Annotated in this window: 11 protein-coding genes; 7 read left to right on the top strand and 4 right to left on the bottom strand. The window is 64.0% G+C overall.

The window, feature by feature from the left end; translation table 11 throughout:
* Positions 1–10: 10 nt before the first annotated feature.
* From J3A71_RS26050 to J3A71_RS26070, 5 genes are all read left to right on the top strand, one after another.
* A complete protein-coding gene (locus J3A71_RS26050; protein WP_024717601.1) occupies positions 11–988 on the top strand; it encodes a thiamine pyrophosphate-dependent dehydrogenase E1 component subunit alpha in 978 nt (325 codons plus the stop codon).
* A 33-nt stretch (positions 989–1021) separates the two neighbouring features.
* Positions 1022–2044, top strand: coding sequence for an alpha-ketoacid dehydrogenase subunit beta (locus J3A71_RS26055; RefSeq protein WP_013970705.1), 1023 nt, complete (start codon positions 1022–1024; stop codon positions 2042–2044).
* Entirely contained in the window at positions 2041–3147 is a 1107-nt protein-coding gene (locus J3A71_RS26060) for an acetoin dehydrogenase dihydrolipoyllysine-residue acetyltransferase subunit (protein ID WP_102667925.1), read from the top strand. Before J3A71_RS26055 ends, J3A71_RS26060 begins: the two co-directional genes overlap by 4 nt.
* Before the next feature lie 457 nt (positions 3148–3604).
* Entirely contained in the window at positions 3605–5338 is a 1734-nt protein-coding gene (locus J3A71_RS26065; protein WP_016484728.1) for a C13 family peptidase, read from the top strand.
* A 27-nt stretch (positions 5339–5365) separates the two neighbouring features.
* Complete coding sequence (locus J3A71_RS26070; protein ID WP_016484727.1) at positions 5366–6013, top strand: oxidoreductase; 648 nt, start codon at positions 5366–5368, stop codon at positions 6011–6013.
* 82 nt (positions 6014–6095) lie between these two features.
* On the opposite strand, the gene J3A71_RS26075 is transcribed toward J3A71_RS26070, so the two are convergent.
* From J3A71_RS26075 to J3A71_RS26090, 4 genes are all read right to left on the bottom strand, one after another.
* A complete protein-coding gene (locus tag J3A71_RS26075) occupies positions 6096–6383 on the bottom strand; it encodes a YceK/YidQ family lipoprotein (protein WP_016484726.1) in 288 nt (95 codons plus the stop codon).
* Positions 6380–7009: a flavin prenyltransferase UbiX gene (gene ubiX / locus J3A71_RS26080; protein ID WP_102667948.1), complete on the bottom strand. Its 630-nt coding sequence runs from the start codon at positions 7007–7009 to the stop codon at positions 6380–6382. Before ubiX ends, J3A71_RS26075 begins: the two co-directional genes overlap by 4 nt.
* On the bottom strand, positions 7006–8355 hold the full coding sequence (mpl, locus tag J3A71_RS26085) for a UDP-N-acetylmuramate:L-alanyl-gamma-D-glutamyl-meso-diaminopimelate ligase (protein WP_023047369.1): 1350 nt from the start codon (positions 8353–8355) through the stop codon (positions 7006–7008). The genes ubiX and mpl overlap by 4 nt, the downstream gene beginning before the upstream one ends.
* Before the next feature lie 66 nt (positions 8356–8421).
* A complete protein-coding gene (locus tag J3A71_RS26090; protein ID WP_016484723.1) occupies positions 8422–10452 on the bottom strand; it encodes a sigma-54-dependent Fis family transcriptional regulator in 2031 nt (676 codons plus the stop codon).
* 255 nt (positions 10453–10707) lie between these two features.
* Here J3A71_RS26090 and J3A71_RS26095 point away from each other — a divergent pair, with 255 nt between their 5' ends.
* Entirely contained in the window at positions 10708–12228 is a 1521-nt protein-coding gene (locus J3A71_RS26095; protein WP_016484722.1) for an aldehyde dehydrogenase family protein, read from the top strand.
* 226 nt (positions 12229–12454) lie between these two features.
* A complete protein-coding gene (gene eat, locus J3A71_RS26100) occupies positions 12455–13903 on the top strand; it encodes an ethanolamine permease (protein WP_102667951.1) in 1449 nt (482 codons plus the stop codon).
* The last annotated feature ends 17 nt before the right edge of the window (positions 13904–13920 follow it).

Consider the following 13920-nt stretch of genomic DNA (forward strand, 5'->3'; position numbering starts at 1 on the left):
GAACAACAAGATGTCCAATCAACTCAGTACCGAACAACTGCTGCATGCCTATGAAGTGATGCGCACCATTCGCGCCTTCGAGGAACGCCTGCACGTGGAGTTTGCCACGGGCGAGATCCCCGGCTTCGTCCACCTGTATGCCGGCGAAGAAGCCTCCGCCGCCGGGGTCATGGCCCACCTGCGCGACAGCGACTGCATTGCCTCGACCCACCGCGGCCATGGCCATTGCATCGCCAAGGGCGTGGATGTGTACGGCATGATGGCCGAAATCTATGGCAAGAAAACCGGCGTGTGCGGCGGCAAGGGCGGCTCGATGCACATTGCCGACCTGGAAAAGGGCATGCTCGGTGCCAACGGCATCGTCGGCGCCGGTGCACCGCTGGTGGCCGGGGCGGCATTGGCGGCCAAACTCAAGGGCCGTGATGACGTGTCGGTGGCCTTCTTCGGCGATGGCGCTTCCAACGAGGGTGCGGTGTTCGAAGCCATGAACATGGCGTCGATCATGAACCTGCCGTGCATCTTCGTGGCCGAGAACAACGGCTACGCCGAGGCCACCGCCGCCAATTGGTCCGTCGCCTGCGACCACATTGCCGACCGCGCCGCCGGCTTCGGCATGCCGGGCGTCACCATCGACGGCTTCGACTTCTTTGCCGTGTACGAGGCCGCCGGGGCCGCCATAGAGCGCGCCCGTGCGGGGCAAGGGCCGTCACTGATCGAGGTCAAGCTCAGCCGCTACTACGGCCACTTCGAAGGCGATGCGCAAACCTACCGCGCCCCGGATGAAGTGAAGAACCTGCGCGAATCCCGCGACTGCCTGATGCAGTTCCGTAACAAGACCACCCGCGCTGGCCTGCTCACTGCCGGGCAACTGGACGCCATCGACGGGCGCATCGAGGACCTGATCGAAGACGCCGTGCGCCGCGCCAAGTCCGATCCCAAGCCACAGCCCGCCGACCTGCTCACCGACGTCTACGTCAGCTACCCCTGAGCCGCGGATTACAAGAACAACAGGAGAACCACCATGGCAAGAAAGATCAGCTACCAGCAGGCCATCAACGAAGCCCTGGCACAGGAAATGCGCCGCGACAACACCGTGTTCATCATTGGCGAAGACGTTGCCGGCGGTGCCGGTGCACCCGGCGAAGATGACGCCTGGGGTGGCGTGCTGGGCGTGACCAAGGGCTTGTACCACCAGTTCCCCGGCCGCGTGCTGGACGCACCGCTGTCGGAAATCGGCTACGTCGGCGCTGCCGTCGGTGCCGCCACCCAAGGCCTGCGCCCGGTGTGCGAACTGATGTTCGTGGACTTTGCCGGCTGCTGCCTGGACCAGATCCTCAACCAGGCCGCCAAATTCCGCTATATGTTCGGCGGCAAGGCGGTCACCCCGCTGGTGATGCGCACCATGTACGGCGCTGGCCTGCGTGCGGCCGCCCAGCACTCGCAGATGCTCACCTCGCTGTGGACGCACATCCCCGGCCTGAAAGTGGTGTGCCCGTCCTCGCCTTACGATGCCAAGGGCCTGTTGATCCAGGCTATCCGCGACAACGACCCGGTGATCTTCTGCGAGCACAAGTTGTTGTACAGCATGCAGGGCGAGGTGCCGGAAGAGGTGTACACCGTGCCGTTCGGCGAGGCCAACTTCCTGCGCGATGGTGACGACGTGACCCTGGTCACCTATGGCCGCATGGTCCACGTGGCACTTGAAGCAGCCAACAACCTGGCCCGCCAGGGCATCGACTGCGAAGTGCTGGACCTGCGCACCACCAGCCCGCTGGACGAGGACAGCATTCTTGAAAGCGTGGAAAAAACCGGCCGCCTGGTGGTGATCGACGAAGCTAACCCGCGCTGCTCGATGGCCACCGACATCAGCGCGCTGGTGGCGCAAAAGGCCTTCGGCGCACTCAAGGGCCCGATCGAAATGGTCACCGCACCGCACACCCCGGTGCCGTTCTCCGATGCCTTGGAAGACCTGTACATCCCTGACGCGGCGAAGATCGAAGCAGCCGTGCGCAAGGTGATAGAAGCCGCAAGGAGTGCCGCATGAGCCAGATCCATACCCTGACCATGCCCAAGTGGGGCCTGTCGATGACCGAAGGCCGGGTGGACACCTGGCTCAAGCAGGAAGGTGACGCAATCAACAAGGGCGACGAGGTGCTGGACGTCGAGACTGACAAAATCAGCAGCAGCGTCGAAGCCCCGTTCAGTGGCGTACTGCGCCGCCAGGTGGCCAGGCCGGATGAAACCCTGCCGGTCGGCGCGCTGCTGGCAGTGGTGGTGGAAGGCGAAGCCGAAGAAGCGGAAATCGATGCGGTGGTGCAGCGCTTTCAGGCCGGGTTCGTCGCCGAAGGGGGGGCCGATCAGGCACAGGGGCCGGCCCCACAAAAGGCTGAAATAGGCGGCCGCCTGGTGCGCTGGTTCGAGCTGGGAGAAGGCGGCACGCCGCTGGTGCTGGTGCACGGTTTTGGTGGCGACCTCAACAACTGGCTGTTCAACCATCCGGCGCTGGCCGCCGAACGCCGCGTGATCGCCCTGGACCTGCCAGGGCACGGCGAGTCCGCCAAAGCACTGCAACGTGGCGACCTGGATGAGCTGAGCGAAACCGTGCTGGCGCTGCTCGACCACCTGGACATCGCCAAGGCCCACCTGGCCGGGCACTCCATGGGCGGCGCGGTAAGCCTCAACGTGGCGCGCCTGGCGCCGCAGCGGGTGGCAAGCCTGAGCCTGGTGGCCAGCGCCGGCCTGGGCGAAGCGATTAACGGGCAGTACCTGCAAGGCTTTGTCGCCGCCGCCAACCGCAACGCCCTTAAACCGCAGATGGTGCAATTGTTTGCCGACCCGGCGCTGGTGACCCGGCAAATGCTGGAGGACATGCTCAAGTTCAAGCGCCTGGAAGGTGTTGATACCGCATTGGCCCAGCTGGCATCGGCCATCGCCGACGGCAACCGGCAGCGCCACGACCTGCGTGGGGTGCTGGGGCAGCATCCGGCGCTGGTGGTGTGGGGCGGGAAGGACGCGATCATCCCGGCCAGCCATGCCGAAGGCCTGGAGGCCGAGGTGCTGGTGCTAGCCGACGCCGGTCACATGGTGCAGATGGAGGCGGCTGAAGAAGTGAACCGCAGGATGGTGGATTTTTTGCGGGGGCATTGAAGGGTATGACTTGAGTTGTTCATCGCCTGTGAGATCGAGCGCCGCCCGCGCGGCGCTTCGCGGGGCAAGCCCGCTCCCACATTTGTTTCGGGCCAGTCACTCCTGCACCCTAGGCGCGCGCCCCCTGGATGTATGACATGAGATTAATGAAGAGCAGCTGCTTACCCTTCGATATCGAATGGAACAAACAAGGGGCCGCGCGGAAAAGGTTCAGGTAGTACTGGCCCGAAACAGATGTGGGAGCGGGCTTGCCCCGCGAAGCGCCGCGCGGGCGGCGCTCAATCTCACAGGCGATGAACAACTCAAGGCATGCACTTGTCTGCCCACCCTCGATCCCCCGACATTCACCCCACAGCCATCTCGCCGCGCCGGTCCGTTGCCTCATCTACTTGTGCCCTATCTGTCTCGGCCCCTTATTCTGCGTCATACTCGGCAAACCTATTGCCCGGTCCTCGCCATGCGTCCACTGCTCCCCATTACCTTGGTCCTGCTGCTCGCCGCCTGTGGCGATGGCGAATCGCTGCTTGCGCCGGACGCACGCCTGCCTGACGGGGGGCGTTACCGGGGGCAAGTGGTCGACGGCCTGTTGCAGGGCGAGGGCCGTATCGACTACCCCAACGGCAGTTGGTACGCCGGCGGCTTCAAGGACGGGCAATGGCATGGCCAGGGCGAGTGGCATGGCCAGAACGGCGAGGTTTACCGTGGCCAGTTTGCCGAGGGGCTGTTCGAGGGGCTGGGCGACCTGACCACCCCGGGCAGCCACTACAGTGGCACCTTCAAGCACGGCCGCCGCGACGGCGAAGGCACGCTCAAGCAAGCCGACCAGACCTACCGCGGCCAGTTCAAGGACGACCTGTACGAAGGCGCGGGCGAGCTGGAGCTGGCCGACGGCAGCCGCTATCAAGGCCTGTTCGCCAAGGGCAAGCCCAACGGCGCCGGCGTACGCAGCGATGCCAGCGGCAACCAGTTCAGCGGGCGCTTCGTCAACGGCCAGCTGCAAGGCAGCGGTACTTACGACAGCGTCGACGGCGAGCAGTACATCGGTGAGTTCAAGGACAACCGCCTGGAAGGCCGTGGCCGCTATGAAAGCGCCGATGGCGATGTGTGGATCGGCGAGTTCAAGGATGGCTCGCTGGTGGGCGAAGGCGAACTGCTGGGCAGCGACGGCAGCCACTACAAGGGCGAGTTCATCGACTGGCGCCTGTCGGGCCAGGGCAGCCTGCAGCTGGCCGACGGCAGCACGTATGTCGGCGGCTTCCTGAACGATGCCTACCATGGCCATGGGCGGCTGACCCTTGCCAGTGGCCAGGTCGAAAGTGGCACCTGGGCCAACGGCGTTCGCGTACGCGACCAGAAAGGCAAGCTGCTGCCCGACCCTCTCGACCTGGCCCTGCTCAACCAGGGCCGGCTGCTGGAAGAGGCGCTTGCGCGCGTACCGCGCTCGGCACCGCCCATTCAGCTTTACAGCCTGGTAGTGGCCGGCGATGGCCAGCAAAGCGTGTTTCTGCGAGAAGCCGACTATGTCAGCAACATGCTCAAAGTGCGCTTTGGCGCCCGTGGCCAAGTGACCTTGGTCAATCACCGCGACCACATGGCCACCCGACCTATGGCCACCCGCGAGACCCTCACCCGTGCCGCCATCACGCTGGCCGAACGCAGCGGCCCCGAAGACCTGGTGTTCATCTACCTCACCAGCCACGGCAGCCAGGACCACCAATTGGTGCTCGACCAGCCGCGCCTGCAACTGGCCGACCTTACTGCCGACGAGCTGGCCACCGCCCTGGCGCCACTGAAAAACCGCGACAAGGTAATCGTCATCTCGGCGTGCTATTCAGGCGGCTACATTGCCCCGCTCAAGGATGAGCGCACGGTGATAATGACCGCCGCTCGGGCCGACCGCGTGTCCTTCGGGTGCTCGGAAGAAGCCGATTTCACCTACTTTGGTGACGCCCTGTTCGCAGAAGCACTGAACCAGACCGACGACCTGAAACAGGCGTTTGAACTGGCACGCGCCAGCGTTGCCGAAAGAGAACAAAGGGAAGGCTTCGAGGCTTCGGAGCCCCAGCTGTGGGCACCGCCAGCAGTACTTGAACACTGGCAGCACTTGCGCCGGCAACAGGCCGAAGAAGCATTGCGTAACGCCGCACAGGCCAACGTGGGAGGACAGGCAAAAATGCCTGGCAGCCACTAGACTTGTGTGTAACAAGGGAGAGACATCATGTATTTGACGCCTCAGCATGTCCTGCTTGCCGGTGCCACCGGCCTGACCGGTGAGCACCTGCTTGACCGCCTGCTCAACGAGCCCACCATCACCCGCGTACTGGCGCCTACCCGCCGGCCGCTGGCCGGGCATCCGCACCTGGAAAACCCGGTCGGCGACCCGGCGGTATTTCTTCCACAGCTGGCCGGGCGTGTTGATATCGCCTACTGCTGCCTGGGCACCACGCTGAAGCAGGCCGGCTCCGAATCGGCTTTCCGCGCAGTGGACCTGGACATGGTAGTGGCGTTCAGCAAGCGTGCCCGGGAGATGGGCGCAAGGCATTTGCTGGTGGTCAGTGCGCTGGGCGCCGACCCGAAATCGTCTATTTTCTACAACCGGGTGAAGGGCGAGATGGAAGAAGCGCTCAAAGCCCAGGACTGGCCGCAGCTGACCATCGTGCGGCCGTCTTTGCTATTGGGCGAGCGGATTGAGCCACGGCTCGCGGAACAACTGGCTTCGCCGTTTTCCCGGTTGATCCCCGGCAAGTACAGAGGGATCGAGGCTTGTACCCTGGCCCGAGCCTTGTGGCGGCTGGCGCTGGAGGAAGAGGACGGGGTGCGGATTGTGGAGTCGGATGAGCTTCGCAAATTGGGCAAAACCCCCTGAAAGCTGCACTGGACCGTTGCAGGAGCGGCCTTGTGTCGCGATAGGGCCGCAAGGCCGCTCCCACAAGGGTGGACGGCGCTGGCTAGAGCCCGCCGGTTGCCTGAAAGCCTACCCCGGCCGCAGTCAGCAATGACAACGGCAACAACAGCGTATCGAGCAGCATGCTGCCGGGCAGGTCCAGGCCTGGATAGGCCGGTGCATCAGCCCCGTAGTGGTCCCGCGGGCAGCACCCGCCATTGATGACGTACAAATCCAGCCGGGTACCTGCATACACCACCGGTGCCCCTGGCTTGGCGGCATCCAGAGTGCGCGCAGTGGCGCAGCCGCCCAGCATCACCAGCGCCGCCACACCTAGCAACGCACGCTTCAATCATCCACCCCGAAATGATGCTCGCCCCAACGCGGCAACATGTCCTGGGGAATGGCCAGCAGGTTGAGGATGCGCGCCACGACAAAGTCGACCAGGTCATCGATGGTTTGCGGCTGGTGATAGAAGCCCGGCGCCGCCGGCAGGATCACCGCCCCCATTTGCGACAGCTTGAGCATGTTTTCCAGGTGGATGGTGGAAAACGGTGCTTCGCGGGGTACCAGAATCAGCTGGCGACGCTCTTTGAGGGTAACGTCTGCCGCACGTTCGATCAGATTGTTGCAGGCACCTGTGGCGATCGAGGACAGGGTACCCGTAGAGCAAGGTGCCACCACCATCGCCGCCGGGGCGCCGGAGCCTGAGGCCACCGGCGACATCCAGTCTTCCTTGCCGTACACACGGATCTGCCCGTCGGCGGCGCCGGTATATTCGGTAAGAAATGCCTGCATCGCCTGAGGCTTGGCCGGTAGCACCACGTCGGTCTCGGTGGCCATCACCAGCTGCGCGGCCTTGGAGATCAGAAAGTGCACCTCGCGGTCCTCGCGCACCAGGCAATCGAGCAGCCGCAGGCCATACTGGGCGCCCGAGGCGCCCGTCATGGCCAGGGTGATGCGTTCCGGCCCGCTCACTTCAGGGCCTCGGCCAGCTTGCCGTGCAGGCCACCGAAGCCGCCGTTGCTCATGATCACCACGTGGGTGCCGGGGCGTGCCTGGCCTTTGACCCGCTCGATGATCGCGTCGAGGCTGTCGGCCACCACGCTCGGTACCTTGCACTTCGCAGCGGTGGCCGCCAAGTCCCAGCCGAGGTTGGCCGGGGCGTACCAGATCACCTGGTCGGCGTCGTTGACGCTTTCCGGCAATCCGTCACGGTGGGCGCCGAGCTTCATCGAGTTGGAGCGTGGCTCGATCACGGCAATCACAGGCGACTCGCCAACACGCTTGCGCAGGCCGTCGAGGGTGGTGGCGATGGCGGTCGGGTGGTGGGCGAAGTCATCGTAGATGGTCACGCCCTGCACTTCGGCAACCTTTTCCATGCGCCGCTTGACGCTCTTGAAGGCGCTCAGGCCCTCGATGCCCATGGCCGGGACCACGCCGACATGGCGGGCCGCCGCCAAGGTGGCCAGGGCGTTGGCAACGTTGTGCTGGCCAGTCAGCGCCCAATCCACCACGCCCTGCACCTCACCCTCGAACAGTACCTCGAAACGCGAGCCGTCGGCGCTGAGCAGGCGCGCCTGCCACTGGCCGCCTTCGCCCGTAGTCTGCACCGGGGTCCAGCAACCCATGCCGATCACCCGCTCCAGCGCTTGCTCGGTGGTGGGGTGAATGACCAGGCCTTCGCCCGGGATGGTGCGCACCAGGTGGTGGAACTGCCGCTCGATCGAGGCCAGGTCCGGGAAAATGTCCGCATGATCGAACTCAAGGTTGTTGAGGATCGCGGTACGTGGGTGGTAGTGGACAAATTTCGAGCGTTTGTCGAAGAAGGCGCTGTCGTACTCGTCCGCTTCGACCACGAAGAACGGCGTATCGCCCAGGCGCGCCGACACCGAGAAGTTTTGCGGCACACCGCCAATCAGGAAGCCCGGGCTCATGCCGGCATGTTCCAGCACCCAGGCCAGCATGCTGCTGGTGGTGGTCTTGCCGTGGGTGCCGGCAACGGCCAGTACCCAGCGGCCCTGCAGCACGTGGTCTGCCAGCCATTGCGGGCCGGAAACATAGGGCAGGCCTTTGTTCAGCACGTACTCCACCGCCGGGTTGCCACGGGACATGGCATTGCCGATGACCACCAGGTCTGGCGCCGGGTCCAGCTGGGCGGGGTCATAGCCTTGGGTCAACTCGATGCCCTGGGCTTCGAGCTGGGTGCTCATCGGGGGATAGACATTGGCGTCGGAGCCGGTGACGCGATGGCCAAGTTCCTTGGCCAGCACCGCCAGCGAGCCCATGAAAGTGCCGCAAATACCGAGAATGTGAATATGCATGGTTGACCTCGCAAAACATCGAGGCAGGGTAGCCCAGGGCGCGACAATTCGCACTCGCTGTTTCGCTTAGTCAACCCGGGTGATGCCGTGTTTGCGCAGTTTTCGATACAAGGTATTGCGGCTGATGCCCAGGTGCTCGGCGACGCGGGTCAGGTGCCAGTGTTTTGCCTCTAGTACTGACAGGAGAGCTTCGCACTCAGCGGTCTCAAGGCGCACCGGCGTGCTCTTGTGGGAGAGACTGTTTTGCTCATGATCTCCAAGGCTATTGCTGAACCCGTTTGGGAGCGGGCTTGCCCCGCGAACACCGGCAAGGCCGGTGCCATCCACCGCGTTGCCTGCTTCGCGGGGCAAGCCCGCTCCCACAGAGGCCGCATTACTGCGGAAGGTCGCGGGCAGGTCGCAGAGCTCAATGAAGGTGCTATCGCAAAGCGCTACCAATGTACGCAGTACATTGCGCATCTGCCGCACGTTCCCCGGCCAGGTGAAGTCCAGCAGCGCCTGGCGCGCACTGGGCTCCAGCTCGACCCGATGCCCCTGCGCCTCCTGACGCAGCAGGAAGTCCAGCAACTGCGCCTTGTCACTGCGATCGCGCACCGCCGGCAACGCCACCTCCAGGCCATTCAGGCGGTAATACAGGTCCTCGCGGAAACTGCCCTGTGCCACCCGCTCCAGCAGGTCGCGGTGGGTAGCGCTGACAATGCGCACGTCAACCGCTTGCGGTTCACCCCCGATCGGCACCACCTGGCGCTCCTCCAGCACCCGCAGCAGGCGGGTTTGCAGGGCCAGCGGCATGTCGCCGATCTCGTCCAGCAGCAAGGTCCCGCCGTCAGCCTGCAGCAGCTTGCCGCGCATGCCTTCTTTGCGTGCACCGGTAAAGCTGCCACCTCGGTACCCAAACAGCTCGCTCTCGATCAGGCTCTCCGGGATCGATGCGCAGTTGATGGCGACAAACGGCTTGCCGCGCCGCTCACTGGCCTGGTGCACGGCCTGGGCAAACGCCTCCTTGCCACAACCGGTCTCGCCACGCAGCAACAACGGCACATCACGCTCAAACACCCGTACGCAGCGGCGAAAGTCGTTTTGTAATGCCGGGTCGAGCAGGCAGATGGCCGGCTCCACTTCGCGCACGGGCTGGCGATAAGCGGTGGGCACTGACCATACCGGCGTACGTGCCTGGCCGCGCAGGCTGGCGAACACCTGGCGGCCGTCCCGGGTGTGTAGCGGCCATACCGTACTGCCAGCGGGCATGGCGCGGTTGAACAACTCGTCGTGGCTGCAGGCAAAGAAGCGCTGCATGGGTTTGCCCAGCACGCCACCACGCACGGTCCCCAAGAGGTTCAGCGCACTCTGGTTGGCCGCACAGATGCGCCCGTCACCGTCGAACGCCAGCAAACCTTCGCTGAACAGGCCAACCGATTCGGCCTGCAGGTGGAAACGCAGTAACCACTGCTGCTCGAAATGGCGCAGGAAATAGCAGCTTTCAATCATCTTCGCCGAGAGGTTGACCAATGCCATGGTGTGAAACTGACTCTGGCGGGAAACATCAGGCCGGGCCGACGACACATCAAGCACCGCCAGCAGTTCGCCATGGGGGTCGAACACCGGGCTGGCCGAGCAGGTCAGCCCGGTATGGCGGCCCCGAAAGTGCTCATTCTGGTGGATGGTCAGGGCCTGGCGCTCGACCAGGCAGGTGCCGATGCCGTTGGTGCCCTCGCGCGCTTCGCTCCAGTCGGCGCCCAGCCACAGCCCGGCACGCTCGAAGCTGCGCCGCTCGGCGGGCGCGCTGACGCAATTGAGGATTACCCCGCGGGCGTCGGTCAGCAATACCGCGTGGCCAGCCCCGGAAAGCTGCTGGTGAAGGCTGTTCATCTCATGGTCGGCAATTTGCAGCACCTGGTGCAGGCGCTCGCGGCTTTCCAGCAGGCGCCCGTGCTCAAGCACCAGCGGGGCCTCGATCACAGCAGGGTCAAGGTGGTAGTCCTCGAGGCAGCGCAGCCATGAGCGGGCGATGGACGGGTCACTGCCCCCCTCCCCGGCCCCACCGTGGGCAACGGTATGGACTTGCTGGGCATGGCGACTGAAAGGATTGCTCTGCATTGTTGTAGTTCTCCGCAGATAGAGAGTCTGATCAGCATCCTCCACCCGGGATGGCTTTGCAATGCACCCTGCGGCAACGTGTCGCAAATGGCACAAAGTGTCACCCCAGTGCGTACCGGCGCTGGTACAGCGCCCGTCAACCTGGCCCAGGCAACTGACCCAAGTCATTGATTTGCCTGGCGTGCCAAACGCTGGCCCAACCTTTGCTCTACGCTTCTCAACTCCCCAACAAACATAACAGCCAGGAGACACACCATGCGTTACGCACATCCCGGTACCGACGGCGCGAAGGTTTCCTTCAAGAGCCGCTACGGCAACTACATCGGTGGCGAGTTCGTAGCTCCGGTCAAGGGACAGTATTTCGAGAACACGTCCCCGGTGAATGGCAAACTGATCGCCGAATTCCCCCGCTCCACTGCCGAAGACATCGACAAGGCGCTCGACGCCGCCCACGCCGCTGCCGATGCCTGGGGTCGCACGTCGGTGCAGGACCGTTCCAACGTGCTGCTGAAGATTGCCGACCGCATCGAGCAGAACCTTGAGCTGCTGGCCATTACCGAAACCTGGGACAACGGCAAGCCCATCCGCGAAACCCTCAACGCCGACATTCCGCTGGCCGTCGACCACTTCCGCTACTTCGCAGGCTGCATCCGCGCCCAGGAAGGCGGCGCCGCCGAGATCAACGAAGGCACCGTGGCCTATCACATCCACGAGCCGCTGGGCGTCGTCGGGCAGATCATCCCGTGGAACTTCCCGATCCTGATGGCGGCCTGGAAGCTGGCGCCTGCGCTGGCCGCCGGTAACTGCGTGGTGCTCAAACCTGCCGAGCAGACCCCACTGGGCATCACCGTGCTGCTGGAAGTGATCGGCGACCTGTTGCCACCTGGCGTGCTCAACGTGGTGCAAGGCTATGGCCGCGAAGCGGGTGAAGCGCTGGCGACCAGCAAGCGCATCGCCAAGATCGCCTTCACCGGTTCTACCCCGGTTGGCTCGCACATCATGAAATGCGCGGCCGAAAACATCATTCCGTCCACCGTCGAGCTGGGCGGCAAGTCGCCGAACGTGTACTTCGAAGACATCATGCAGGCGGAGCCGAGCTTCATCGAAAAGGCTGCCGAAGGCATGGTGCTGGCATTCTTCAACCAGGGCGAGGTCTGCACCTGCCCGTCGCGTGCCCTGGTGCAAGAATCGATCTACCCGCAGTTCATGGAAGTGGTGATGAAAAAGGTGCTGCAGATCAAGCGCGGCGACCCGCTGGACACCGACACCATGGTCGGCGCCCAGGCCTCGCAGCAGCAGTTCGAGAAGATTCTTTCGTATCTGCAGATCGCCCAGGACGAAGGCGCCGAGCTGCTGACCGGTGGCAAGGTCGAGAAGCTGGAAGGCTCGCTGGCCACCGGTTATTACATCCAGCCGACCCTGCTCAAGGGCAACAACAAGATGCGCGTGTTCCAGGAAGAAATCTTCGGACCGGTGGTCAGCGTCACCACCTTCAAGGACGAAGCCGAAGCACTGGCGATTGCCAACGACACGGAGTTCGGCCTGGGTGCCGGCGTGTGGACCCGCGACATCAACCGTGCCTACCGCATGGGCCGCGGAATCAAGGCCGGCCGCGTGTGGACCAACTGCTACCACCTGTACCCGGCGCATGCGGCGTTTGGCGGGTACAAGAAGTCCGGCGTTGGCCGTGAGACCCACAAGATGATGCTCGACCACTATCAGCAGACCAAGAACCTGCTGGTGAGCTACGACATCAACCCGCTGGGCTTCTTCTAAACCGCGTCGCGGCCTTCGCAGGCTCGCCCGCTCCCACAGGTTCACCGTTGCTTCCAGAACCGATGCAATACCTGTGGGAGCGGGCAAGCCCGCGAAGAGGCCGGGCCAGATCTACACAAAACCCAGAGCGGCAACCGTGCACCAACCGCTCTGGCTCGCTTCCTGCAGTACACATCACCATCGGCCCGAACCCTTCCGGCCACCAAGAAAAAGAACAGGTGAATCTATGCCAAGCGATCATTCCGCCGGCTCGCCGGCAGGCTCTTCCGTCGACTTCGAAAAAGTTGGGTCGGACTATTTCCAGCAACGTGAACTGAAAAAAGGCGCCGCCGGCTGGGTACTGCTGGTCGGCCTGGGCGTGGCCTATGTCATCTCCGGCGACTATGCCGGCTGGAACTTCGGCCTGGCCCAGGGTGGCTGGGGCGGCATGTTCCTCGCCACCTTGCTGATGGCCACCATGTACCTGTGCATGTGCTTTTCGCTGGCCGAACTGTCGTCGATGATCCCCACCGCAGGCGGCGGCTACGGCTTTGCCCGCAGCGCCTTCGGCCCGTGGGGCGGCTTCCTGACCGGCACGGCAATCCTCATCGAATACGCCATTGCGCCCGCAGCCATCGCCGTGTTCATCGGCGCCTATTGCCAGTCACTGTTCGGCATTGGCGGCTGGATGATCTACCTGGCGTTCTACATCGTGTTCATCGGCATCCACATCTTTGGTGTGGGTGAGGCGTTGAAGCTGATGTTCATCATCACCGCCATCGCCGCCATCGCCCTGGCGGTGTTCCTGGTGAGCATGGTGCCCCATTTTGATGCAGCCAACCTGTTCGACATCGCCAAAACGGACGCAGTAGGTGCCAGCAGCTTCCTGCCGTTCGGCTATGTCGGCGTGTGGGCGGCCATCCCTTACGCCATCTGGTTCTTCCTTGCCGTCGAAGGCGTGCCGCTGGCCGCCGAAGAAACCAAGAACCCCAAGCGTGACCTGCCGCGCGGCCTGATCGGCGCCATGCTGGTACTGCTGGCCTTCGCCCTGCTGATCCTGGTGGTCGGCCCTGGCGGTGCAGGCTCCGAAGCGCTGAAAGCATCGGGCAACCCGCTGGTCGAAGCGCTGTCCAAGGCTTACGGCGGCAGCACCTGGATGGGTGGCTTCGTCAACCTGGTGGGCCTGGCCGGGCTGATCGCCAGCTTCTTCTCGATCATCTACGCCTATTCCCGGCAGATCTTTGCCCTGTCCCGCGCTGGCTACCTGCCGCGCAAACTGTCGGAAACCAACAAAAGCAAGGCCCCGGTACTGGCCCTGATCATCCCCGGCATCATCGGCTTTGCCCTGTCGCTGACCGGCCAGGGCGACTTGCTGATCCTGGTGGCGGTATTCGGCGCTACGCTGTCCTATGTGCTGATGATGGCCGCGCACATCACCCTGCGCATCCGCCGGCCGAAGATGGAGCGCCCGTACCGCACCCCAGGTGGCATCTTCACGTCAGGCGTGGCACTGGTGCTGGCCTGCATCGCCGTGGTTGCCGGTTTCCTGGTTGACCCGCGTGTGGTGATTGGCGCCGCAGTGATCTATGCGGTATTGATTGCCTACTTTGCTTTCTACAGCCGCCACCATCTGGTCGCTGGCACGCCGGAAGAGGAATTCGCCGCCATCCAGCAGGCCGAAGAGGGCTTGCACTGATTGCCGCCACCCGCCGC

Origin of the sequence: Pseudomonas sp. PvP089, from assembly GCF_017875165.1 — a bacterium.
GTDB classification, from domain to species: Bacteria; Pseudomonadota; Gammaproteobacteria; order Pseudomonadales; family Pseudomonadaceae; genus Aquipseudomonas; species Aquipseudomonas fortuita.